Source organism: Acidobacteriota bacterium (assembly GCA_030949985.1).
GTDB lineage: Bacteria > Acidobacteriota > Polarisedimenticolia > J045 > J045 > JALTMS01.
This window is the reverse complement of record JAUZRX010000118.1, coordinates 1-23,874: the sequence shown is the minus strand read 5'-3', so window position 1 is coordinate 23,874 and position 23,874 is coordinate 1. Positions and strand designations below refer to the sequence as shown.

Sequence of the window (23,874 nt, the reverse complement as noted above, 5' to 3'; positions counted from 1 at the left end):
GACTGGAGCCATGGGAACTTCGACCACCAGGCGACGGACTTCCCCCTGACCGGCGCGCACCGCGGGTTGAGCTGCGACGCCTGCCACGCGGACGGGGTGTACGGCGGCAAGCCGACGGACTGTTACTCGTGCCACCGCCAGGACTACGAGGGGACGACGGATCCGAACCACCAGGCAGCCGGATTCCCGACGGATTGTGTGGAATGTCACAACACCAACCGCTGGGACGATGCCGATTTCGATCACGACGGGCGCTATTTTCCGATCTACTCCGGCAAGCACAGGGGCAAGTGGGATCGTTGTTCCGACTGTCACTTCGATTCCAGCAACTACGCGGAGTTTTCATGCCTCGACTGTCATGCCCACAGGCAGAGCAAGATGGATGACAAACATCGCGGTATCTCGGGTTATCGCTACGAATCCCAGGCCTGTTACCAGTGTCATCCCGACGGGAGGGAATGATGTGGCTTGTACGTCATCGTGGTGTCGGCGTCGTGCTGCTCATCGCCCTGTACCTCGGCGTGGCGGGGACGTCTCGTGCCGGTGACGGCCTGCCCGAGCGGATCGCCTCGGTAACCTATCTCACATCGTCGACGGTTTACATCGACGCCGGACGGAATGACGGCATCGACCAGGGTGATGTATTGGAAGTGATCCGGGACGGTACGATCGTCGCCCGGCTGGTGGTGGACGAGCTCTCCTCCCGTCGGGCCTCCTGTCGCATCGTTTCGGGAGAAGTCGAGGTGGTCGTTGGTGACGAAGTGCGATTCGTCCCCCGACTGCGTGACGCGGAACCGGATCCCGCCATTTCCATGGGACCTCCAGTCACGTCGAAATCCCGGTCCGAACGGCGGCGAAAGGGACGTGGACTTCGGCCATGGGGCCTGCGCGGCCGGGTGGGGTTGCGTTACCTGTCGGTGAGGGATCGGACGGGGACGGGCAGTAGCTTTTCCCAGCCGGCCCTCGACCTGCGGGTCGACGGGCGCAGGATCTTCGGCACCGATTTCGGGATGAATATCGATGTGCGTACGCGGCGCACCCACCACACTTTCAGTTCGGGCCAGACCGAAAACGACAGCTACAGTCGCGTCTACCGCCTGGCGGCGATGTGGGCCCCCGAGGCTTCTCCGCTCGAGGTCAGCGTCGGCCGGCAGTACGCGACGGCGCTGGCCAACGTGAGCATCTTCGACGGAATTCTTGCCCGGTGGCGCGAGCGGCGCTGGATGGCCGGAGCGTTCACCGGTACGCAGCCCGATCCGCGGGACTTCGGCCATTCCAACGCCGTCCGCGAGCATGGCGCGTTCTTCCAGTATCGCAGCGACCCCGATGGTCCAACGCGCTGGAGTGTCACCACCGGCTTGATCGGATCCTACGAGCAGGGCGAGATCAATCGCGAGTTCGGTTATTTGCAGGGACGCTACCTGGCCCGGCGCCTGTCGATCTACCTGGTGCAGGAGATCGATGTCAACCGGGGGTGGCGCCGGCAGGCCGAGGGGTCGTCCCTGACGCGATCGAGCACCTACGCCAGCGTGCGCTATCGCTTGACCGATGCCGTTTCGCTCCATGGAGGATTCGACAACCGGCGTCATATCCGGCTCTACCGGGACATCGAAACTCCCGAGACCGAGTTCGACGACAGTTATCGCCAGGGCGCTTGGATCGGCGGTGACTGGCATTTTCTGAAGAACTATCGAGTCGGGCTGAGTACGAGGGTCAACCGCGGCGGAGGCTCGGGAAGCTCGGACAACATCAGCTTCACCTTCGGGGCTCGGCGTTTGACCCGATGGGAGATCGATCTGCGCACCCGCTCCACCCGCTACGGCAACGACCGCAACGAGGGATGGCTGCATTCTCTCAGCGCGGGCATGGACATCGGCAGGCGGGCCCATGCCGAGATCAGTGGCGGCGTGCGCAACGAAAGCTCGCTTATCGTGGCCGAGGACGACCGTTCGGTGCGGTGGTATGGAGCCGACCTGGATTTCGGACTGGGCCGATCGTGGTTCCTGCTGACTTCCTGGGAACGAACTCAAGGGGCGGGGGAGAGCAACGACCAGATCTACGCGAGCGTGGTCTATCGCTTCTGAGAGGGCGCCTCGTAGGCGGCTTCGACCAGGATCCCCGCGACTCGCCGCATGTTCTCCAGATAGTCCTCGGCCAGGGGGTCGGCGGCGATGACCCCGGCCCCGATTTCGTCCGCCACGGCGCGAGCGGCCTTCTGGCTGAACTGTTGCTGGGCGAGCATGCTCCTGACCCCGGCCTGCCGGGCTTCGGCGATGATGCGCGCCATATGACGGGGTCCCGGGTGTTTGCCTTCGCTCTCGACCGCCACCTGCTCGAGGCCGTAGCGACGGGTGAGGTAGCCCCAGCTCGGATGAAAGACCAGCACCCGGCGGCCACGTACGGGCTCGAGCAGGCGCTCGAGATCACGATCCAGTGTATCGAGATCGGCCAACAGCCCGGCGAGGCCGCGTTCGAGCCGGGACCGTTGCCCGGGAAGGATCCCGATGAGCTGCTGGTGGATACAGCGAGCCAGGTCCCGGGCCAGGACGGGGTCGAGCCAGACGTGGGGGTCGCGCTCCGCGATCGGGCCCCGGGGGGCGGCCAGGCCGGCCGAACAGTCCACGATGGCCAGGTCGGGGTTGCTGTCGGCGATCCGCTTTTTCCAGGCGGATTCGAAGGGGACACCGATCAGCAGGCAAAGTTCGGCGTCGGCCAGGCCGGCCATTTGTCTCGGGGTCGGCTCGTAGGTTGCGGGGCTCTGTCCGGGGCCGACGAGAACCTCGCAGCGGACCCCATCGCCCGCAATGCGCTGGACGAAGAACCGTTGCGGCAGAATGCTGACGAAGACCAGGGGTCCGGAGCCCTCCTCCCCGGTCCGCGGGGGGGCACACGAGGCGGCGCCTGCCAGCAGCGCCAGCACGAGCGCCAGGGACGATCGCTTGAACCACGCGACTCGCACGCCGAGTCCTCCTTGGCCGGTCGGGAGCCGAAGCCGAGCAGCGCCACAGGTTACGCCGGAAAACGCCGCGCGGACAGCCTCGGCGCCCGAGCCGCGTCGGGGATCGCCGCCGGTTGTCGTCCGCGGGCCGGAGACGGTCGACGGCCGCCGATGGACGAGCTTTCAGGGCCGAAACCCTGGAGATGCATGCCGGATGGCCCGCGGCGCCGGCGTATCGCTGCCGAGTCCGGGGCGGAGGACTTCCGTCCGGCGGGTTAAGTCCATGGATGACAGGGTATTACTCGCTAGCCCCCAGCGCTTGAGGTATGATCTCAAACCCCAAGGAGGTGACCCGTGAAACCGCGATTCGCGCGTTCCGCTCTCAGTCCGCTGGTTCTGCTTCTGGTCGCCGTGGCGTTGCTGTTCGCCTGCGGTGATCCCAAGCCCATCACCATCGGGGCGCTGATTCCCGAGACCGGACCCGCGGCGTCCTACGGGCGGACGATTCACCAGGGCATCGAAGTCGCCATCGAAGACATCAACGCCGCCGGCGGCGTGGCTGGAGGACACAAGCTCCTCGTCGAGTATCGAGACACCCATACCAGCGCCCCCCAGGCCAAGGTGGGGTTGCAGGAACTGGTCGATCTGGGTGTGCCGGCGATCATCGGGCCGGGAACGTCCAGTGTGGCCCTCTCCCTGGTTCCCGATATCAACCGCACCCGGGTGTTGCTGATCAGTCCCTCGGCTTCCTCGCCCCGCCTGAGTACCGAGGGCGGTGAGTGGTTCTACCGGGTCTATCCCTCGGATATCGTCGAGGGATACCGCATGGCCAATTTCTGCCGGGACATGTTCTGGACCAAGATCGCGATCATCGCCTCCGACGACCCCTTCGGTCGCGGCATCGCCGATGTCTTTACGAAAAAGTACGAAGCCGGTGTGCGTGAGATCGTGCTCCGGGAAGACTTCAAGGCCCTGGACGAAGCCAAGGCGGACGAGTTGATCAAGAAGATCCAGAAGATCCGGCCGGATGCCGTCTATGTCGCCGCCTACGTCGACGATGTGGCGATTCTGCTCAAGAAATTCCATGGCATGCGGGACCGGCCGCCCTTGCTGGGGACTTCCGCGGTGACTCGCGAGATCGTCAAGAAGGCCGGTGAGGCTGCGGAAGGTTTCGTCTTCCCCCAGGTCTACTTCGACTGCGAGTCGACCGATCCCGACACCTGCTCCTTCGTCGACAAGTACCGCCAACGCTACCAGGAAGACCCGGACACTTTCGCCGCTCATGCTTACGACGCGGTGCGGGTGGTGGCCGCCGCGATGAACCAGACCCCGGTCATCGACAGCTCGGCGATCGCCGGTGAGCTGGCTCGGATTTCCTACAAGGGTGTGACCGGCAACATCCAGTTTGATCAGAACGGCGACGTGGTCCGGGCGCCGAGTCTTTTCGCCGTGTTGGGCGGCGAGGTGGTTCCCTTCGAAAAATTCAAGGAGGCCCGCCTGGGCCAGGAAATCTTCAAGCAGTAGGGTGGACGCGCAAGGCGGCGGGGCGAGTGCCCTCGACGAGCTTCGAGCGTGGCGCGAGACCTTGCGCCGACGGGGGCTTCGTGTCTGCCTGACCAACGGCTGCTTCGACCTGCTTCACGCGGGTCACGTGAGGCTGCTCACCGCGGCCCGCGCCACTGCCGACGCCCTGGTGGTCGCCCTGAACTCCGATGCCTCGGTGCGCCGTTTGAAGGGGGCCACCCGCCCTCTCGTGCCCGAGCACGAGCGAGCCGAGTTGCTCGCGGCCCTGGAGTGCGTGGACCGGGTGGTCCTCTTCGATGAGGACACGCCGCTGAAGGTGATCCTGGCTTTGCATCCCGATGTGCTGGCCAAGGGAGCCGACTGGGCCGCCGACCAGATCGTCGGCGCGGCCGAGGTGCGGCAGTGGGGCGGGCGTGTCGAGCGCATCCCGGTGGTGGACGGGCTTTCCACCTCCGCCATCATCGAGCGGGTTCGGAGCCGGTTCGGTTGATGCCGCCCGTATCGCCCCAGCGAGCGCTCTCGCGCCTGGCGCAGATCGCCGAGCGCAGCCGGCCCTGGAGATACTGGGGGCGACGTCATATCGTTCCGGCCTTGCGCATTCTGCGGGCCGACGAGGATCCCCGGGGTGCGTGGCGCCAGGTCTATGGTGATTTCGCCGCGCGCCGGAACCTGGACCGCACCCTCGAGCACACCTGGCTCGCTGTGCATCGTCACCGTGCCCTGGGGGGCCTGATGCTCCACCCCCGGGGCGACGACCTCCTGCTGCACACCATGCGGGTGCGCCGTCCTTATCGAGGTTTGGGGGTCGGCGGTTGGCTGCTCGATCGGATCCTCGCCGACGCCGACCGGTCCGGGCGGCGGATCTGGCTGCAGGTACGACATGATAATCGTCCGGCCATCGGCCTTTACAGCAGCCGTGGGTTTCGTGTCACCCGCGAGGATCCGGCCTTCTTCCGCGACGGCCACCTGGTCATGAAACGCGATCCCCGGGGCGGACCCGCTGATTCCGGGCATTCCTGAAGGCGGTGCCGGTTCCGGTCGGCTTTGCGTATCGAAGAGACTTTATCGATGGACTGCTAGACGGTCCATCGCCTGCCGGCGTAACGGTGGGTGAGGAAACCTTCACTGGCGATCCCGAAGAGCATGGGGGAAACGGTCTGTGAGCACCGCAAGCGGGGCCTCGGCGCGGCCGGTCATCGAAATGACGGGGATCACCCGGATCTACCACATGGGCGACGAGGAGATCCGTGCCGTCGACAACGCAACCTTCCACGTCGCCTCGGGGGAATTCATCGCCATCATGGGGCCCTCGGGATCGGGTAAGTCCACTCTGATGAACCTGATCGGCTGTCTCGACACGCCCACCAGCGGCCGCTACAGCCTGGGCGGGCGAGACGTTTCGCACCTCGATGACGACGCCCTGGCCGCGATTCGGAACGAGCGTATTGGTTTCATCTTTCAGTCGTTCAATCTTCTCCCCCGCCTTACGGCTCTCGAGAACGTGGAGTTGCCCCTGGTCTACGGCCGGGTTCCCGTCGTTCGGCGGCGGGAGCGCGCCGCGGCCCTGCTCGAGAACGTCGGCCTGGGTGCTCGCTCATCCCATCGCCCCGATCAGCTTTCCGGCGGTCAGCGGCAGCGTGTGGCCATTGCCCGCGCCCTGGCCCGCGAGCCGGCCCTGCTGTTGGCCGATGAACCCACCGGCAACCTGGACAGCGAGACCTCCCTTGAAATCCTCGAACTCTTCGCCCGGCTCAACCGGCAGGGGCATACCATCGCCATGGTGACCCACGATCCCGATATCGCGGACCGGGCCCATCGTGTGCTGCACATGAGAGACGGCCGCATCGTCGAGGAGCAACATCGTGACGGTTGAGGTGAAGCTGCGCCGGTTGTTGGCGGTGACGGGTGGGGCGCTGCTGGTGCTGGCGGGTGCCGCGGCACCTGCCCGGACACCGTTGCAGCGGCCGGAAGGATGGATCCTCAGCGGCAGCCTGGTCGCCGCCACGGCCGAGTATTTTCGAGTTCCGGAGTCGGCGCGCTGGCAGATCAAGTTGGTCTGGCTGATCGAAGAGGGAAGCGAGGTGGGGCCGAAAGACGCCGTGGCCCGCCTCGACCCCGGAGACACCCGTGACAGCCTGATCGATCGACAGGACCGTTTGCAGAAAAAGCGCCAGGAGGTCGCGCTCCACCAGGCCCAGGCTCAACTCGACCGCCTCGACAAGCAGCTCGAGTTGGCCAGGGCCGAGGCCGACTACGAAAAGGCCAGGCTCGATGCGGCGGTTCCCGAGCAGGTGCTCGAGGGTAAGGACTACCGCGCCCGTCAGCTCGAACTGCGCAAAAAGAAGGATGAACTCGATGCGGCGCGCATGGCGCTGATGGTCAGTGAGGCGGCGCGGCTGGCCACCGAGGCCACCGATCAGATCGAGATCGCCGACCTGGAAGAAGAGATCGCCCGTTACGAGACGATTCTCGACAATCTGGTGTTGCGCGCCCACCGGCCCGGCATCGTGGTTTACGGCGAGCATCCCTGGTGGGGGCGCAAGTTCCAGGAAGGCGACCAGGTGCAGTTCGGTTTCACCATCGCCAGCATCCCCGACCTCGATACCCTCGAAGTCCACGCCTGGGCGTTGGAGGTCGATCTGCCGGGCATCTTCCCCGGTCAGCGGGCGCGGGTCCGTCTCGACGCTTTTCCCGACCGGGAATTCAGCGCCCGGGTGGTGACCATCGGCGTGAGCGGAGAAAAACGCGCCCTGTGGGGCAAGGCTCCGTACTTCCCCGTCACCTTGCGTCTCGACCAGGTGGACCCTGCCGTGATGAAGCCGGGGATGAGTGTGCAGTGCGAGTTGCTTCCGCCCGGGGAGGAGGCGCCATGAACCGCTTGCGGGCCCTCGCTCTCGGTGGTGCGGTCCTTCTCGCTGCGCTGGCCGTCGCCTGGAGCAGCGGGTTCGGCCTGTTCGACGACAGCGGGCGCTGGGAAGAGGTACGGCGCGAGTCCTTCGTCCGGCGTATCAGCGCGGGCGGCGAGCTGCAATCGGCCGATTCCCTGCTGGTGGGCTGTCCCTCGGTACGCTACATGTGGGAGTTCACCATTACCTCCATGATCGAAGAGGGCAAGGAGGTCGCCGCCGGCGATCGGCTTTTGACTTTCGATGGGCGCCGCTTGCGCGAGCGACTGGAAGTCAAGACCTCCGAACTCGACACATCGCGTAAGGAACTCGAAAAAGACCGGCTGGCGCTGCAGGACGAGTATGATCGTCGCGTGCTGGAAGTCGCCCAGGCCCGGGCCAAGCTGGCGCGCCTGGAGCGGGAACTCGATGTCCCCGAGAATCTTCGGACGGGGATCGAGGTGGAGAAGCTCCGGATCGACGCTCGGCTGGCCGCCCGTCGCCTGGAACTGGCCGAGCAGGCGGTGGCCTTGCAGGAGAAGAGCCGGCGGTTGCGCCTGGCGACGGCCGAGCGGAAGGTCAAGGAACTCGAACAGGCCGTGACCCGTATCCGCGAAGACTTGAAACGCCTCGAAGTCGGCGCCGAACGGGCGGGTTACGTGGTGCTGGTCCCCAACTGGAGAGGCGACAAGCCGAAGGTCGGGGAGACGGTCTGGCGCGGCCGCCCGATCCTCGAGTTGGCCGACCTGACCCACATGCAGGTGGCGGCCGAAGTGGCCGAAGCCGACGCGGGTTACGTCGCGGAAGGGCAGCGGGTCGAGATTCGCCTCGACGCGGCGCCGGATCGGCTTTTCTCGGGCCGCATTCGTCGCCTCGGGCGTCTGTTCCGTACCAAGTCCAAGGATATTCCCTCCAAGGTCTTCGACGCGATCATCGAGATCGACGACCCCGACACCGAACTGATGCGTCCGGGCATGGCGGCGAGTCTCAAGATCCTCGTGCCCACTCCGGGACCCGTGATCCAGGTGTCGGAACAAGCCGTCAGGCACACCGACGACGGCGCCTGGGTCGAGGTACGGCGTGGTGGAGCGCGCCGCAGCGAGAAGGTGCGGGTGAGGCTCGGCGCCCGCTGGCAGGGTAAGGTCGTCGTCGATTCCGGGCTCGAGCCCGGAGACCTGGTGAAGGTGCGCGATGATCAGGGTTGAGTGGCTGGCCGGGGTGCTATTGCCGGTCGTGCTCACAGCCGCCGGCTGCTCGGGCACGCGTCCGTCGGCATCCATTCCAACCTTCGAGGTCCAGCCGGGCGTTTTCGAGATCGAAATCAAGGGTTTCGGAGAGTTGGAGGCGGCCAGGAGCACACCGATCGAGGTGCCCTCCCGTTTGCCCGGCCGGCAGCGGGTGGTCTATCTGCTCGATGACGGCACCACGGTGGCAGAGGGTGACCTGATCGCCCGTCTCGATGGTGAGACCATCCTGCGTTGGATCCGCAAGGCGAAGGACGCGATCCGCAAGGTGGACTTTCAGCTCGAGGCCAAACAGAAGGCGCTGGAAAAAGAAAAGACCGCCGTTGAAGCCTCGCTGCTCCTGCTCGAGCAAGAAAAGCGTGACGCCGAGTCCTATGCTCCACGGGACGAGTCCCTGTTTTCACGTAACGAGATCATCGACGCCCAGGTCGACCTGGAACTGCTCGAGACGAAAATCGAGCTGGCCCGGTCGAAGATCGCACGCTACGTGCAACGGGCCGAGGCCGAGATGGAAATCTTGCGTCTCCAGCGCAAGACCCAGCAGGTTCGCTTGACCCAGTTCGAGGAGGCCCGCCGGTCCCTCGAAGTGCGTGCTCCCCACGCCGGAGTGTTTTTCCGGAAGACCAACTGGAGGGGCGAGAAAATGTCGGTGGGCAACACGGTTTGGGGCGGCGGCGCCCTTGGAGAACTGCCCGACCTGACTCGCATGGAGGCCAAGCTGCACGTTCTCGAATCGGAGGCGGCGGGTCTGGCCGAAGGCCTGGAGGTGAGCATCGCCCTCGATGCGCATCCGGATCTGCGCTATCCGGGCACGGTCAAGTCGGTGCAGCCCATCGCGAATCCCATCGAGTCGGAATCGCCGGTGAAGTACTTCGAGCTGACCATCGAACTGGATCAGACGGACCAGGCGACGATGAAACCCCGCAGCCAGGTGCTCGCCTCGATCTTCGTCGCCCGGGAGAGCGACGTGGTCTCGATCCCCAATCAGGCTCTGTTCCAGAAGGCCGGCAAGAGCTGGGTCTGGGTCCAGCAGGGCGACGGCTTCGAGCGGCGCGAGGTGGAGACCGGCAGGCGCAGCCTGAGCCGCACGGTGGTGGTGCGTGGGCTGACGGGAGGTGAGGTGATAGCCCTGAGCGAGCCTTCCACGCAAGGAGAGGGCTGATGGACTGGGGCACGGGCATTCGCCAGGCCGTCGAGGAATTCGCGCACCACAAGCTGCGCACGGCGCTGACCCTGCTGGGCATGATCTTCGGGGTGGGAGCCGTGATCAGTATGCTTTCTATCGGCCAGGGGGCCCGCCGCCAGGCGCTGGAGATGATCGACTCCCTCGGCCTGCGCAACATTATCATCGAGGCGATCCCGCAGCCGGAAGAACGCCTCAAAGAGGTCCGTGAAGACTCCCTGGGCCTCAACCTGCGCGACCTGGAGATGGCTCTCGAGACCCTGCCCCAGGTGGTGGCCCACACGGCGATCAAGGAGATCAGCGTCTACGGTATCTTCTCGCCCCAGGGCCGCAGCGAAGCGGCGGTCTTCGGCGTCTCGCCCTCCCACTTCGACATGACCCACGTGCGCCTGGCCGACGGTCGGGTCTTTTCCGCCGCCGAAGATCGCCGTTATGCCCAGGTGGCGGTGATCGGTGCGCGGGTGGCCCGCGACCTGTTCGGGTCGGCTTCCGCGGTGGGCCAGCGCCTGAAGGTCAATCACGTCTGGCTGACGGTGGTCGGCGTCGCAGCGCCTCGGGCCGTGGCCAAGAACGAGTTCGAGGGGGTCGAGCTGGACTCCCCGGAAAACCGCATCTACATCCCCGTGCAGACGGCCCTCAAGCGTTTTCGATTCAAACCCATGGAAGACGAACTCGACGCGATCCACTTGCAGGTCGACGACAGTGCGGGCATTCGTGCCGCGGCGGCCACGGTGCGGCGTCTGCTCGAGGTGCGGCACCAGGGTGTCAACGACTACCGCATCGTCGTCCCCGAAGACCTGCTCGAACAGCACCGCCGCACCCAGCGCATCTTCGACATCGTCATGGCTTCCATCGCCGGCATTTCGCTGCTCGTCGGCGGCATCGGCATCATGAACATCATGCTCGCCACCGTGGTGGAGCGAACTCGAGAGATCGGCATCCGCCGTGCCATCGGCGCCCGCCGGGCGGACATCCGGCGCCAGTTCCTGATCGAGGCGTTGACGGTTTCCCTCGCCGGTGGGCTGGCCGGGGTGGTGCTGGGCTTCGTGCTGGCCTGGGGTATCTCCACGTTCTCGGGCTGGCCCTTCGCCTGGTCGCTGACGGCACCGGCGGTGGCCTTCACGGTCTGCGCCCTGACGGGCCTGGTCTTCGGCATCTACCCCGCTGAAAAGGCGTCACGCCTCGACCCCATCGAGGCCCTGAGCCGGAGCACCTGATTCCACGCTACAATTCCGCCGATGGACAGTCTCGATCTCAGGGGCGACGGTTACGCCTCGCCGCCGCAGAACCTCGGCCCGCTGGCACGGATCTCTCCGACCCTGGCCTTCTACAGCCGTTTCATGCCGATCGTCTTCCGGTCTTCACGGGAGGCCAAGCGGGGGGAGTATCACGACGCGCGCTGGGCCGAAAGCAGCGTGCACACCATTCGCGCGCTGGAGGCCGCCGGTGTGCGGATCGAGGTGCAGGGCATCTCCCACTACCGTGACCTCGACGGTCCCTGCGTGTTCGTGGGCAACCACATGAGCATGTGCGAGACGGTGGTCCTGCCCGGTTTCGTGCAGCCCCTCAAGCCGATCACCTTCGTGGTCAAGGAATCCCTCGTGCGCTACCCGGTGTTCTGTCACGTGATGCGCTCGCGGGATCCGATCGTCGTCACCCGCACCAACCCGCGGGCCGACCTGAAAGCGATGCTCGGCGGCGGGATGCGCCGGCTCGAGGCGGGGCGCTCGATCGTGGTCTTCCCCCAGACCACCCGCACCACCGTCTTCGACCGTTCCCAGTTCAACAGCATCGGCGTCAAGCTGGCGGCTCGCGCGGGGGTGCCGGTGATTCCGGTGGCGGTGCGCACCGATGCCTGGGCTCTGGCCCGCTGGTTCATCAAGGATCTCGGTCGCATCGACCCGCGCAAGACCGTGCACATCGCTTTCGGTGAGCCGCTGCGCGTGCGGGCTCGGGGCGACGAGGAACAGCAGGCGGTGATCGACTTCATTCGCCGGCATCTGGAATCCTGGGGGCTGGATACGGTTCGGTGAGCTGACCGGTGGGTCTGCCCTGCGCGTGCGGCGGCTCTGCGAGAGTCGCAGCCGACGCGGACGGGCGGGGTTCGGGCGGACCCGGGATCGGGCCTCATGGGTGGGTGGGGAAGGTCAGGCTGCCTGGACACGGCTGACGCGTCGGGCAGCGAGTTCTGTTCAGTCCTGAATCAGCATTGCCGAGAGGAAGGAGCGAGGAGCCGGATCGTTCTGAGCCTGATTGAGCACGAACTCGATGGTGTTGTTGCCCTGACCAAGCTGCACGCCAATGGCAAGATCCTGGCTCGATGCGTTCAGGACACTGGTATCGACGACCACAACGCCATTGATACTGACGGTTCCCGTAGTGCGCTCGATACCGGGTGTACCATCCGATCTGTCGGGCAGGCCATGGGCGACATGGAGCGTGTACTGCCCCTCCTCGCCGGGTTCGGTATGGATGTTGAAGAGAAAACGTGACGAAGATGGTGATCCAAAAGGAAACGCGACGATCATTGGAGCGCCGCCGTTGAGATCGACGGAATTCGCCTGGTCGCCTCCTCCCGAGCACTCCGGGTCCTCTACGCAGTCGACACAGTCTGATCTTTGCAGGCCAGCTTCAAGAATGCATTCATCGAGTATTGCCCAGCGGGGATCGTCATCTTTCCATTGCTCCCCATTGCCGGGAATAAAGTTATTCGAACAGTCCATCAGGTTCTGGATGTACTCCGACCATCAGCACTTGAGCGTCTTGCAGTCTCCGTCTGCGGCCAGAACGGCCAGCGATAGTGCTCCAACGACAATGGCCAGAGGCGACGACAGATAAAGGATTCGTTTCATTTCTTGGTTCCTCCCCGGGACTCGGACGTGCCGCCACATCATGATGATGATTTGATGGAAGAATACACTCCCCCACCGATGCTGGTCAACGTGGCTTGCTCACAGTGGCGAGTCTGCTGCACGGGGACCCCACCCGTCCGCGTCGGCCGCTCGCGCGAGGGGGAGGGCAGGCGTGGGATCCGCTCTCGGCTTCTGGCAGAATGTCGCGATTGCTGATGACTGAGCTTCTTCCCGGGTGGTTTCCTGAGCTGCTGGACGAGAGTTGCCGGGCTCGCTTGCGGCGGGCCCTGGACTGTCGGGAGGGGAAGGTGCGGGCCTGCGCGGGCTCGGTCACCGCGCGTCTGCTGGCCCTGGCGGAACTGGCCGCCGGCCGGCCACGCCCTCTGCTGCTGGTCGTTCCCGGTGAACAGGACGCGCGGCGCATCACGGCGCAGCTCGGCCACCTGGCAGCCCCCGGGCAAGAGGTGCTGCGGCTGCCCCGCCTCGACGCCGATCCCTACCGAGGTCTGCCGGGACACCCGGCCGTGGCCGCCACCCGGGTCGCCACCCTCGACCGGCTGGTGCAGGGCGGGCCCGTCGTCGTCGTTCTCGACGCCGCGGCGCTGCTCGGCCGCGTGCCCTGCCGGCAGACCGTCGAGGCCTGGGGCGAGGACTTTCCCCTCGGTGGCCGGGTCGACCTGGACACCCTGGCGCGGGCGGTGGTGGCAGCGGGCTACCGGGTGGTGGACGTCGTCACCGCTCCTGGCGACTTCGCCCGCCGCGGCGGGCTCTTCGACATCTGGCCGCCCCACGAGAACGCGCCCGTACGAGTGGAGTTGTGGGGTGACGAGATCGACTCCCTGCGCCGCTTCGATCCCGTCTCCCAGCGCACCACCGGCCGCCTCGAGGCCTTCCGCCGACTCCCTGCTCGCGAGGCGCCCATCGGTGCGGAGCAGGCCGATGCCCTGCTCGATCGCCTGGTGGGCCGGGCTCGGGCCGTGCTGGCCGAGGCGCCCCCCACCGAGGAAGGCCTCGGCCGCCTGACCGAAGGCACCCTCGCGGGCCTCGAAGGGGCCGCCGCCCTTTACCGCGACGACCTGGTGCCGATCCTCGACTTCGTTCCCTCCGACCTGGTGGTCTGGGAGCCGGAGGCGGTCCGCGAGTGCCTCGAACGGGTCTGGGAGGAAGTGCACGCGGCCCACCAGGAGGCGGACCTGGAGGCGATCCCCCCGCCCGAGCAACTCTACGTGGCCCCGTCGCAGCTCGACGCCGATCTGGACGCTCCTCTCGAACTGGCGGAGCTGCCCCTGGCCCGCGATGCCCACCGGCAGGTCCTGGACCTGGGCGCCCGCCGCGGGCGCGTGTTGGCCGGGGAACTGGACACCTTGCCCGGGCTGGTGGCCGAGCTGAGTGGCGCGGGCCGTCCCGTGGTGCTGGTGGCCCAGGGGCCGGGCCGCCTGCAGCGCCTGGGCGAGGTGCTCGCCGGGGCGGGACTCGCGCCTCGCCGGGCCGATGAAGACAACGACGCGGCTCCCACCCCCGGCGAGGTCGTCCTCGTCGCCGGGCGCCTCGACGAGGGTTTCGAGGTGCATCCCGGCGGCGCTGTGGTGCTGGCCGAAAGCGACCTCTTCGGCCCGGAGCTGCAGGCGCCGCGGGTGGCTCGGCGCAAGAGTGCCGGCGCCTTCGTCTCGGACCTGCGGGACCTGAGCCCCGGAGACCTGGTGGTCCACGTGGATCACGGCGTGGCCCGCTACACCGGCCTGCAGCGCCGCACCCCCGAGGGCGAGGAGCTGCTGGCCCTGGAGTATGCCGGGGGCGACAAGCTCTTCGTGCCGGTCTCCCGCCTGGACCTGATCCAGAAATATTCCGGCGGGGAGCGGGCCCTGGTGCCCGTCGATCGCCTCGGGGGCCAGGGCTGGCAGCGCCGCCGCCGCCGGGTGCGCCGGGAAGTCGAGCGCATCGCCGGCGAACTGCTCGAACTCTACGCTCGCCGACAGGCGATTCGCGCGCCCTCCTTTGCCGACGCCACCGCCTGGCAGGAAGAGTTCGAGGCGGCCTTCCCCCACGCCCTGACCGATGACCAGCGCCATTCCCTGGCGGAGATCAAGGCCGACCTGGCTCGCCCCCAGCCGATGGATCGCCTGCTCTGCGGCGACGTGGGCTTCGGTAAGACCGAGGTGGCGCTCAGGGCCGCCTTCCAGGTGGTGCAGGAGGGCTGGCAGGTGGCGGTGCTGGTGCCCACCACCGTGCTGGCCTTCCAGCACCTGACCACCTTCCGCGCCCGCATGGCGGGCTGGCCGGTGCGGGTGGAGATGGTCTCCCGCCTGGTCCCCACGGCGCGGGTGCGCGAGATCCTCGCCGAGACGAAGGCGGGACGGGTGGACATTCTCGTCGGCACCCATCGACTGCTGGGCAAGGACGTGGAATTCCGCAAGCTGGGGTTGCTGATCACCGACGAGGAGCAGCGCTTCGGGGTCAAGCACAAGGAGGCGATCAAGGCCATGAGCCTGGGGGTCCACGCCCTGTCCATGAGCGCCACGCCGATTCCCCGCACCCTGCAGATGTCCCTGGCGGGCGTGCGGGACCTGTCGGTGATCGAGACCCCCCCGCGCAACCGCCTGGCGATCCAGACCCACCTGGCGCCCCGCTCGGCGAGCCTGATCGCCGCGGCGATCGGCAACGAGCTGTCCCGCGGGGGACAGGTCTTCTTCATCCACCCGGAGGTGCGCCGCCTCGAGGCGGTGGCGGCGGAAATCCGCGAGCTGGTGCCCGGAGCCGAGGTCTGCCACGCCCACGGCCAGATGCGCGAGGGTCGGCTCGAAGAGGTGATGCTGCGCTTCATCCGCGGCCAGGCCCAGGTGCTGGTGGCGACTTCCATCGTGGAAAACGGCCTCGACATCCCCCGGGCCAACACCATCCTGATCGACCAGGCTCATCGCTTCGGCCTCAGCCAGCTCTACCAGATGCGGGGCCGGGTGGGGCGCAGCGACCAGCGGGCCTACGCCTACCTGCTGGTGCCTTCCCAGCGATCGCTGACCAGCGAGGCCCGGGCGCGGTTGTCGGCCCTGGTGGAGTTCAGCGAACTGGGTTCGGGCTTTCGCATCGCCGCGATGGACCTCGAGATCCGAGGCGCCGGCGAGTTTCTCGGCTCCCGCCAGTCCGGGCACATCGCGGCGGTGGGCTTCGAGATGTACAACCAGATGCTCGAGGACGAGGTGCGCCGACTTCGGGGCGAGGTCATCGAGCAGCCCCCCGAGCCGGTGACCATCAACCTCGGGCTGGCGGCTTCCCTGCCCGAGACGATGATTCCCGACTCCGGGCAGCGGCTGGCGATCTACAAGCGCCTGGGCGCCGCCGAGAGCGAGGCGGAGATCGAGGATCTGCGGGAGGAAACCGAGGATCGCTACGGTCGGCTTCCCGCCGAGGCGGAGACCCTCTTCCGGATTGCGGAGTTGCGGCTGATGGCCCAGAGGCAGGGAGCGGTTTCCATCGACTGGGCGGGAGACGGTATCGTGGTGCGCTACGGCAGCCGCCCGCGTCTCGATGCGGAGCGACTGGTGGGGCTTTTGCGGGAGGACGAGGGAGTGCGGATGACGGCGGCTGGTCTCGTCAAGTTGCGGGTGCCGGGCGAGGTGGCCGACCGCGTCGCGGCGGCTCGACTGGCGCTGCGACGCCTGGATCCCCGGTGATGATTTTCAGGCGTGGGTCGGAGCGCCTGCTGAGCCTGCTGGCGCTGGCCACGGCGATCCTGGTGTCGGCGGGCTGCTCGTCGTCGCGCCAGGAGGCGGACAACGAGGGGGCAGCGCCGGTGCTCGCCGTGGGCGAGCGGGAGCTGGGCCGGCCCGAGTTCGAGCGCTACCTGCTGCGAGAGGTGGGAGTCCAGGCCGGCACCATCGATGCCCAGGCCGAAAAGGAACTCTACGAGGAATTCTACGCCGAAGTGCTCCTGGCCCGGGCCGCCGAGCGGGCGGGTTTCGAGGTTGATGCCGCCGCGCTGAACGCCGAGGTGGCCCGTCTCGAGGGCCTCGAGCCCGCGGGCAGTGCCGAAGAGCTGGAGCGGGAGGCCCGTCGCCGCCTGCTGGCCCAGCTCTACCTCGAGCAGGTCCTGGCCGCGGAGATCACCATCGAGCCGGAAGAAGTCGACGCCCGGCTGGGGAGGCCCGAGCGGCACCGTCGGCGGGATCTCATCGTCTACCGGCAGATCGCCGTGGCCGGTGAGAAAGAGGCCAAGGCGGTCTACCGGCGGGTGGTCCGGGGCAAGGAGCCTTTCGATGCGGTGGCCCGGGAGTTGTCCCTGACTCCGGACCGGGGGGCGATCCAGCAGGTTCCCCTCGAGGGCCTGCCCGATCCGGTGGCCGATGTGCTCGAACGCCTCCCGGAGGGCAAGATATCCCGTCCGGTGAAGGTGGGAGACCTGGTCTATCTCTTCCAGGTCGATGCCCGCAACCGGGAGCGGGACCCCGGCCGGGTCCGCCAGAGGCAGGAGGTCGAACAGCGCCTGCTCACGGAGAAGCTCGAGTCCCTGCGCCGGCAGCGGCTGGTACAGCTAGCGGAGGAGGAAGGCGTGCGCGCACCGGCGCTGCCTGCGCCGCCCGAGGAGCCCTGAAAGATGAAACGTATCGTCCCCATCGGCCTGTTGCTCGTCGCCCTGTTGCCGGCGGCCGTCCGGGCCCAGAGCGGGCTCGTTCTCGAAGAGAAAGTCCAGGACATCGTGGCCTGGATCAACGACGACATCATTCTCTATTCCGATCTCCAGGAAACCGAACAGATGGCCATCAAGCAGGCCATGGACCAGGGCGGCGGCGCCGACCTGGCGGCGCAGATCAAGGAGATCAAAGAGCAGGTTCTGCTGCGGATGATCTGGGACCGGCTGATGGTGCAGGAGGCGGAGCGACTGTTCGACATGGACTCGATCAAGCAGGATCTGCTCGACCGCTTCATGAAGAGCCGGGACATCGCGACCACCGAAGACCTGGACAAGTTGCTCGAGCAGTATTTCATCACCCGCGATGAGCTGCTCGATCGGCTGGTTTCTTCCGCGGCTCCGGATTTCGTCCTCGATCAGCAAGTGCGCTCGACCCTATCGGTCAGCGACCAGGAGGCCCGGGAGTACTACCAGGAGCACCTGGACCTGTTCACTGCCAGGGGACAGGTGACCTTCCGGGAGATCGTGCTGGACGATCAGGACGGCTCGCGCCGGGAGCAGGCCGAAGAAATCGCTCGCCGCGGCCGGGAGGGCGAGGACTTCGAAAAGCTCGTCGCGGAGTTCTCCGACAGTCCGTCGAAGGCCATCGGAGGCAGGATCGGTCCGATGGATCCTGCGGACCTGGTGCCCGAGGTGGCCGAGGCGGTGCTCGGGGCGGAGGTGGGGGGCATCGCCGGGCCCTTCCGCACCGACCGGGGCTGGCACATCGTCAAGGTCGAACAGCGGGTCGACGCCAGCGTCACTCCCTACGAGCAGGCTCGCCGCAACTGTGAAGAGGCCTGCCGCAACGCCAAGTTCGAGCCGGCCTTCCGCGAGTTCATCCAGGGCCTGTGGGACACGGCCACCATCGAGGTGCGCAAGGAGTACGCCGACCGCATTGCGGAGCCCTGGCGGGAGAGCATCGTCATCCGCTGAGGTTTTGGGAGCGGCGATGACGATTTTGTTATTGTGCGGACGTTTTCGGATCCCTCCATCCGGACGCGCGACGGCGGAGCGGGTGAACAACTCCCGTCGTTCGTGACCTTTGGCGGTCGATTCCAAACTGGCGCGGATCTTGCTGGTCCCACCGTGGCATTCGGGCATCGGTGCGGAGGAAACGAGCGTGCCTCAGGCCGCTTCGGGCCACAACAGGCGTCGTGGGGGATCGGCGCGTCCAGCGATGGCCGGCAGCCGGGGCATCGTTGCCGCCGGCAGAAGCTTCCCGCGACTGCGGCGGGAACTGGTGCTGATTCCCCAGGAGGGAAGCGGCGCCGGCGTGGTGGTCCAGGATCCCACCGCCCAGCGCTTTTTCCGCTTTGGTGACACCGAGCGCTTCCTGCTTTCCCGGCTGACGGGCCAAAACAGCCTTGACGAGATTCGGCGGGACGTTTCGCTGTGGTCCGGTGAGTCCTGGGAGGCCCACGAGATCGAGGCTTTCGTGGTGGACCTGGAGCGGGCGGGCCTGCTGGAGGCCGGGCCCGGCACCCCGCCTCTCCCCGACGCGGCGGCTCCGGCCGGCGTGCTCGGGGTGCTGGCCCGGGAGGGTTTGCGCTTCCGCAAGAGCGACAGTGCTGACCGGGCCGCGGCGGAGGAGGCCGATCTCGAGCGACAGCGCTTCGCCGCGGCGGTGCAGGCCCTCGCCGCCGGGCGGGGGGCGCAGGCGCGGGAGGCCCTCGATGGGGTGCTGGCCCTCAACCCGCGCAATCGTCGGGCCGCGGCCCTGCGCAGCCTGCTCGACAAGGGAGACGCTGCGCCCGCCGGGGAGCGGCTTCCGCCGGGCCCGACCGCGCCGTCGGCACCGGCGCCCCGGCCCGCCCGGCGGCCGCTCAATCCCTTCTACCTGCGCCGGCGCCTGGGAGATCCCGATGGCGTGCTGGCGGCGCTGGCCCGTCCGCTGGGTTTTCTCTGGACCCGGGGTTTCGCCCTGGTCTACGCGGCCCTGCTGGCCGCGGCGGGTTGGGTCGCCCTGGTGCACCACGCCGAGATCCTCGGCTCGGTGCCCGCCCTGGCACCGGGGGTGTGGGTGTTTGTGCTGCTGTGTGGGGCGGTGGGCCTGACCGTCTTCCACGAGATGGCCCACGGTCTGGCGGCGCGGCACCTGGGAGTGCCGGTGCGGGAGGTGGGCGTGATGCTGATCTTCTTTGTCATGCCCGCGGTGTACGTGGACGTCTCCGGCGCCTGGCTGCTGCGCCGCCGGAGCCAGCGGTTGCTGGTGGCCATCGCCGGCCCGCTCTTCGACCTGGGCGCGGTGGCGGTGACGCTGCTGCTCTGGCGGGTGCTGCCGCCGGGGCCGGTACAGGCCACGGTGCTGCTGGTCGGCGGCGTGGCCGCTTTGAGCCTGCTGATGAACCTCAACCCGCTGATCCGCCTCGACGGTTACTGGGCCCTGTCCGACATCAGCGGCATTCCCAACCTGCGTTCGGTGGCCGTGGGGGAACTCGGGCGCACCCTCCGCGGGTTGTTCGGCCGGTGCGAGCCCGACCCCGCCAGGGAGCGGCCCCCGGCGCGTGGCTTCCTGTTGCTCTATGGACTGCTTTCTTCGCTCTACGTGGCGCTGATTCTGGCGACCCTGGCCGGCGGGGCGGTGGCCTTGTCCCGCCACGTGTCAGCTTCCTGGGGTCCGTGGCTGCTGGCCCTGGCGGCGGTGGCCCTGCTGCGACGGCCGTTGCTGCGGTTGCTGGGCGCGGCACGGGCTTCCCTGAGTTGGGGCCGGGTGCTGCGGGCAGGCGTGGCGGCCGTGATCGTCGGCGCCCTGGCCTTCGTGCCCTGGCCCCTGCGGGTCGAGGGGCCGGCGCTGGTGGACAGCCGGTTGCGGGCCGCCGTGCGCCCGGAGTTCGCCGGCACCCTGGCCGAGGTGCTGGTGCGGGAGGGCGAGAGCGTGGCTGCCGGCGCGCCGGTGGCCCGCCTCGACCCCAGCGAGCTGCGCTCAGAGCTGGAGATGGTGCGCTCGGAGATCGACCGGGCCCGCTCCCGCCACGCCCTGCTGATGCGGGGCCCGCGCAAGGAGGAGGTGATCCAGGCCCGGGAGGCAGTCAAGGCCGCCGAGGCGGAGCTGGCTCACCGGCGCTCGCGCCAGGCACGCCTCGAACGCCTGCGCTCGGAGGGGCTGGTGGCGACGGACTTCTTCGAGCAGGCGGCCAAGGAGCTGGCCATCGCGGAGATTTCGCTGCGTACCGCCCGTGAGCAGTTGCGCTTGGTGGAGAAAGGGGCGCGCCCCGAAGAGGTGGAGGCGGCGGCGGCGGAGGTGCAGCGCCTGGAGGCCAAGGCCGAGGAGATCCAGCGGCGGATCGAGGCCTGCACCCTGCGGGCGCCCATGGCGGGCCTGGTGCTCAGTGCGGCCCTCGACACGCGGATCGGCGAGCGCATCCCCGCCGGCGGCACGGTGCTCGAGATCGGCGACGACCGGAGCCTGGTGGCCGATGTGGAAGTGCCGGAGAGCGAAATCGGCGACATCGCCGTGGGGCAGAAGGTGCGGCTGGCCCTGGCGGCCTTTCCCGACCACGCCTTCGCCGGGACGGTGCAGTCCATCGCCGCGGTGGCCGGGCGGGACGTCCACGGTCGGGCGACCTTCCAGGTGCGCTGCTCGGTGGACGACCCTCAGGGCCTGCTGCGCCCCGGCATGACCGGAGCGGCCCACATCGATGGCGGCCTGCGAACCATCGGCACGCTGGTCTCCCGGCGCGTGCGCCGGCTGATCCATCCCTCGCTGCTATGAACAGAAAGGCGATTTGTCAGACCCCGCACTCACGCCCGATGCGGGAAGTTGCAAGGCAAGGATCGCAAGATCCGACGACCCGGGCCGCAGACGGCCTGTAGGAGGAAAAGGGTATGAAGCGCAAGCTCAAAGTGGAAGAACTCGAGGCGCGGATCGCGCCCAGCGTGGGACTGTTCTCGTTTCTGAGCAGCCTGGCCGCGGCCGACGAGGAAGTCGGCGCCGTCTTCAACCAGCTCGTCGACCAGGACGGCAACGTGGACGTCCCGGGTGCCACCTCGGCCTTCAACAGCCTGGACACCGGTAACAGCATCGCCTCCGTGCGGGACACCTTCACCCTCACCGATGACCTGGTGATCCCCGACTCCACCGCCGGCCTCATCCGCGATATGCTGGCCAACCGCTAGTCGTTGCACGTCACGGGGCCCGGGGCGCCTGCCGGTGCCTCGGGCCTTTCTACTGCGTTTGAGTCCTTCTTGCCCTTCACAACAACTCTCCTCCGCTTTGCTATGCATATGGGTGTTCTCAGTGTGCTGGCCTGGGAGGAGCGCACCTCACCGACGAGGGGCGCCGCAACGGGGTGCAGTCGCCCGGGGGCGGGATGCAACGCGGGGCGCGGGTCGGTAGACGGGGTGCCGTCCTGGGGGAAAGATGCTCGCCATGGCCCGCTCGTTCAGGGTAGATTCTGTCTGTCTGTCTGTCTGTCTGTCTGGCGCTGATCTGCGCCTGCATTCCTGACGCCCTGGGGGCGGCATCGCAGACCGAGGGCTACAATGCCGGCGTCGGTAAACAGTTCGTCAACAGCACGAAGGGGTACCAGAGGGATCATCTCTATTACGCTGTGGGCGGCTCGGAAGTGGACGCTTTCAACTTCCATTTCACCATGAGCCTCAGCGAGCAGGTCGGTTTCGGCAGGCCAGTGGATGGGGGCCTCACCCTACAGCTCAGCCGCGTCTACAATTCCAGCATCTACAGCGACAAGTCGTGGCAATGCAAGTTGAGCAACTGCACCGACAATGGCGAAACCAGCGAGACTCATACCTACCTGTCCATTCCCCGCCGCAACGCGATGGCCTCGGGTGGGAGTTTCACCTGGGCAAAATCGTGAAGAAGGACCGCGCCTTCTGCAAGGACTTCAGGACCTGCGACGGCACGCCAGGGGTCCCCGGACAGTGGGCCTACGTTTCTCCTGACGGGGCAGATCACATTCTCTTTCCGGGTGGAGACGGTTATCACTACACGAGAGACGGTGGACTCGAGCGAGCAGCCTTCCACTCTACCGGCGGCGGGCCCCAGGGAACGGCTGCGTGGTGGGAGATCTGGCTGGCGGATGGTCGGGTCCTCGAATTGCAGCACCACGTGGATGGACAAGCGTTTGTCGAGATCAACACGACGGCGAACTGTGCCGATGATCGCCCCTACTTCATCGAGGGCCTTCCGTCCACAGATCCTGTAGGAGGGACGGCAGAAGATCCAGTGTATGAGTACGACCGCGACAAGATCGGCTATTACGTGACGCGGATTCGCGGTCGAGAGCAAGTGGGCGGTGAGCCGGCTGCTTATGTGGACGTGACGTATCAGGACGCTCCTTTCGACTATGTGATCAAGCGTGTTACGGATTCTCACGAAGGCAGCGGTGGCAGGCAGAGGGCCGTGACGGTGAGCATGGGTCTCGACAGCAGCGCAATCGACTACGGCCACGTCACTCAAATCTGCTTTCCAGGATCGCCTGACGGAAGCGGAGGCCAACTGGCGGAGTCGTGTTTCGACTTCGAGTACGAGCGAAAGAATCTTACCGTCCGGGGGGGGAAGCCCAGCTCGCCGCCGGGTGCCGAAGCTCCGACATGGATCCAGCCTGTCGATCTCTTGCGCAAGGTTACGACGCCGGAGGGATACGGACTGCTCTATGAATACGCAGATAGCGATCCATCCAACAGCGAGGCGAGTGAGAATGGCGGCAACGACTGGGGCGGGAGGTTGGAGAGGATTCACTATCCTTCGGGTAAGTTGGTGAGACTGAGCTGGAAAAGCTACTACCAACGATGGCGCAAACTCTCTCTTTCGCCCAACAACCAGGGCCAGGAATGTAGCTGCGCGATACGCAACAGGTACCTGTCCACCAGGTTCACTGGTGTGGAAAAGAAGGAGGAGTTCCTGGATGGGGACGAGTCCAACACGGATCCTGGAAACTACAGAGTCTGGAGTTTCGCCAACGTCGAGCCACCATGGCTGATGGCTGTCAGTACGGATGATGATGTCCTGGATGATTGCAACGTGGGTCAGCCCCAGTTCTGCCTGGTTCGCGCCGAATACTACAACTCGACATCGTCGATGGTAGATCCGGCGGGGAATCGAACGGAAATCATCTATGACACTTCCAGCAGGAAGCACCAGTACTTGGCTGGCAACAGCGCTGGTCCACAGGATACCGCGTACTTCGGCAAACCCCTGAGAGAGCTGTACTACGCGGTGGCCGACGATGGCTCGCGCAAACTCGTCAAGAAGGTGGAGAAGACGTGGGAGCAGCGCTACATGGACGATCCCGAGCAACAGGGAACGAAGTGCACGGGTGTCGGCTACGCAGTGCTCGTCAACGAAAAGACAACCTACCTCGATGATTCGGTAGCTGGAACACCGACGGTCGTGGAGCGAAGCTTTGAGGATTGGGCGACGTGGGATGGCAGCGGATTCCACGGTCGCTACGAGACGACCGTTTTCAGTGGCAACGGCGTTGGAAACTGGGAAAAAGTCGCCCACACCGACTACGCCATCGACAACGAGTCCTCGCCGGGCAACGCTTGCTCGGCGTCCCAGCAACTGATCGATGCCTGGCTACCTGGCGTGGTGGCGAGCCAGTGGGTGGGCACGCGGCC

Annotated in this window: 20 protein-coding genes; 18 read left to right on the top strand and 2 right to left on the bottom strand. The window is 66.8% G+C overall.

Annotated elements, in window-relative coordinates:
• Both Q9Q40_15165 and Q9Q40_15160 read left to right on the top strand, forming a co-directional pair.
• On the top strand, positions 1–462 hold a 462-nt coding region (locus Q9Q40_15165; protein MDQ7008560.1), incomplete at its 5' end, for a cytochrome c3 family protein.
• Complete coding sequence (locus Q9Q40_15160) at positions 459–2,084, top strand: hypothetical protein (GenBank protein ID MDQ7008559.1); 1,626 nt, start codon at positions 459–461, stop codon at positions 2,082–2,084. The genes Q9Q40_15165 and Q9Q40_15160, both read left to right, overlap by 4 nt.
• Here the strand turns inward: Q9Q40_15160 and Q9Q40_15155 are convergent.
• Positions 2,072–2,959: a zinc ABC transporter substrate-binding protein gene (locus tag Q9Q40_15155; GenBank protein ID MDQ7008558.1), complete on the bottom strand. Its 888-nt coding sequence runs from the start codon at positions 2,957–2,959 to the stop codon at positions 2,072–2,074. The two genes, Q9Q40_15160 and Q9Q40_15155, sit on opposite strands and share 13 nt — an antisense overlap.
• Before the next feature lie 333 nt (positions 2,960–3,292).
• Between Q9Q40_15155 and Q9Q40_15150 the strand changes: the two genes are divergently transcribed.
• From Q9Q40_15150 to Q9Q40_15110, 9 genes are all read left to right on the top strand, one after another.
• Positions 3,293–4,462 carry an ABC transporter substrate-binding protein gene (locus tag Q9Q40_15150; GenBank protein ID MDQ7008557.1) on the top strand — a complete coding sequence of 390 codons (1,170 nt, stop codon included), beginning with the start codon at positions 3,293–3,295 and terminating at the stop codon, positions 4,460–4,462.
• Position 4,463: 1 nt separating this feature from the next.
• Positions 4,464–4,952 carry a D-glycero-beta-D-manno-heptose 1-phosphate adenylyltransferase gene (gene rfaE2, locus Q9Q40_15145; GenBank protein MDQ7008556.1) on the top strand — a complete coding sequence of 163 codons (489 nt, stop codon included), beginning with the start codon at positions 4,464–4,466 and terminating at the stop codon, positions 4,950–4,952.
• Entirely contained in the window at positions 4,952–5,482 is a 531-nt protein-coding gene (locus Q9Q40_15140; GenBank protein ID MDQ7008555.1) for a GNAT family N-acetyltransferase, read from the top strand. The genes rfaE2 and Q9Q40_15140 overlap by 1 nt, the downstream gene beginning before the upstream one ends.
• A gap of 139 nt (positions 5,483–5,621) precedes the next feature.
• Complete coding sequence (locus Q9Q40_15135; GenBank protein ID MDQ7008554.1) at positions 5,622–6,335, top strand: ABC transporter ATP-binding protein; 714 nt, start codon at positions 5,622–5,624, stop codon at positions 6,333–6,335.
• The gene (locus tag Q9Q40_15130; GenBank protein MDQ7008553.1) at positions 6,325–7,335 is read left to right on the top strand and encodes an efflux RND transporter periplasmic adaptor subunit; all 1,011 of its coding nucleotides are present in this window, start codon (positions 6,325–6,327) and stop codon (positions 7,333–7,335) included. Before Q9Q40_15135 ends, Q9Q40_15130 begins: the two co-directional genes overlap by 11 nt.
• Positions 7,332–8,552, top strand: a complete 1,221-nt coding sequence (locus Q9Q40_15125; protein MDQ7008552.1) for an efflux RND transporter periplasmic adaptor subunit — start codon at positions 7,332–7,334, stop codon at positions 8,550–8,552. The genes Q9Q40_15130 and Q9Q40_15125 overlap by 4 nt, the downstream gene beginning before the upstream one ends.
• Positions 8,539–9,753 (top strand): efflux RND transporter periplasmic adaptor subunit, encoded by a 1,215-nt coding sequence (locus Q9Q40_15120; GenBank protein MDQ7008551.1) that lies wholly within the window; start codon positions 8,539–8,541, stop codon positions 9,751–9,753. Before Q9Q40_15125 ends, Q9Q40_15120 begins: the two co-directional genes overlap by 14 nt.
• Positions 9,753–10,991, top strand: a complete 1,239-nt coding sequence (locus Q9Q40_15115; protein MDQ7008550.1) for an ABC transporter permease — start codon at positions 9,753–9,755, stop codon at positions 10,989–10,991. Before Q9Q40_15120 ends, Q9Q40_15115 begins: the two co-directional genes overlap by 1 nt.
• 21 nt (positions 10,992–11,012) lie before the next feature.
• A complete protein-coding gene (locus tag Q9Q40_15110) occupies positions 11,013–11,807 on the top strand; it encodes a lysophospholipid acyltransferase family protein (GenBank protein ID MDQ7008549.1) in 795 nt (264 codons plus the stop codon).
• Between the two features lie 159 nt (positions 11,808–11,966).
• Here Q9Q40_15110 and Q9Q40_15105 read toward each other — a convergent pair whose 3' ends face one another.
• Entirely contained in the window at positions 11,967–12,497 is a 531-nt protein-coding gene (locus Q9Q40_15105) for a hypothetical protein (protein MDQ7008548.1), read from the bottom strand.
• A gap of 344 nt (positions 12,498–12,841) precedes the next feature.
• Here Q9Q40_15105 and mfd point away from each other — a divergent pair, with 344 nt between their 5' ends.
• From mfd to Q9Q40_15070, 7 genes are all read left to right on the top strand, one after another.
• Positions 12,842–16,294 (top strand): transcription-repair coupling factor, encoded by a 3,453-nt coding sequence (gene mfd, locus Q9Q40_15100; protein MDQ7008547.1) that lies wholly within the window; start codon positions 12,842–12,844, stop codon positions 16,292–16,294.
• Entirely contained in the window at positions 16,294–17,211 is a 918-nt protein-coding gene (locus Q9Q40_15095) for a peptidyl-prolyl cis-trans isomerase (GenBank protein MDQ7008546.1), read from the top strand. Before mfd ends, Q9Q40_15095 begins: the two co-directional genes overlap by 1 nt.
• A gap of 3 nt (positions 17,212–17,214) precedes the next feature.
• Positions 17,215–18,225, top strand: coding sequence for a peptidyl-prolyl cis-trans isomerase (locus Q9Q40_15090; protein MDQ7008545.1), 1,011 nt, complete (start codon positions 17,215–17,217; stop codon positions 18,223–18,225).
• Positions 18,226–18,412: 187 nt separating this feature from the next.
• Positions 18,413–21,004 carry an efflux RND transporter periplasmic adaptor subunit gene (locus Q9Q40_15085; GenBank protein MDQ7008544.1) on the top strand — a complete coding sequence of 864 codons (2,592 nt, stop codon included), beginning with the start codon at positions 18,413–18,415 and terminating at the stop codon, positions 21,002–21,004.
• A gap of 113 nt (positions 21,005–21,117) precedes the next feature.
• Positions 21,118–21,408 (top strand): hypothetical protein, encoded by a 291-nt coding sequence (locus Q9Q40_15080; GenBank protein MDQ7008543.1) that lies wholly within the window; start codon positions 21,118–21,120, stop codon positions 21,406–21,408.
• A gap of 449 nt (positions 21,409–21,857) precedes the next feature.
• On the top strand, positions 21,858–22,109 hold the full coding sequence (locus Q9Q40_15075) for a hypothetical protein (protein ID MDQ7008542.1): 252 nt from the start codon (positions 21,858–21,860) through the stop codon (positions 22,107–22,109).
• Positions 22,106–23,874, top strand: a 1,769-nt coding sequence (locus tag Q9Q40_15070; GenBank protein MDQ7008541.1) for a hypothetical protein, incomplete at its 3' end; no start/stop codon positions are given. The genes Q9Q40_15075 and Q9Q40_15070, both read left to right, overlap by 4 nt.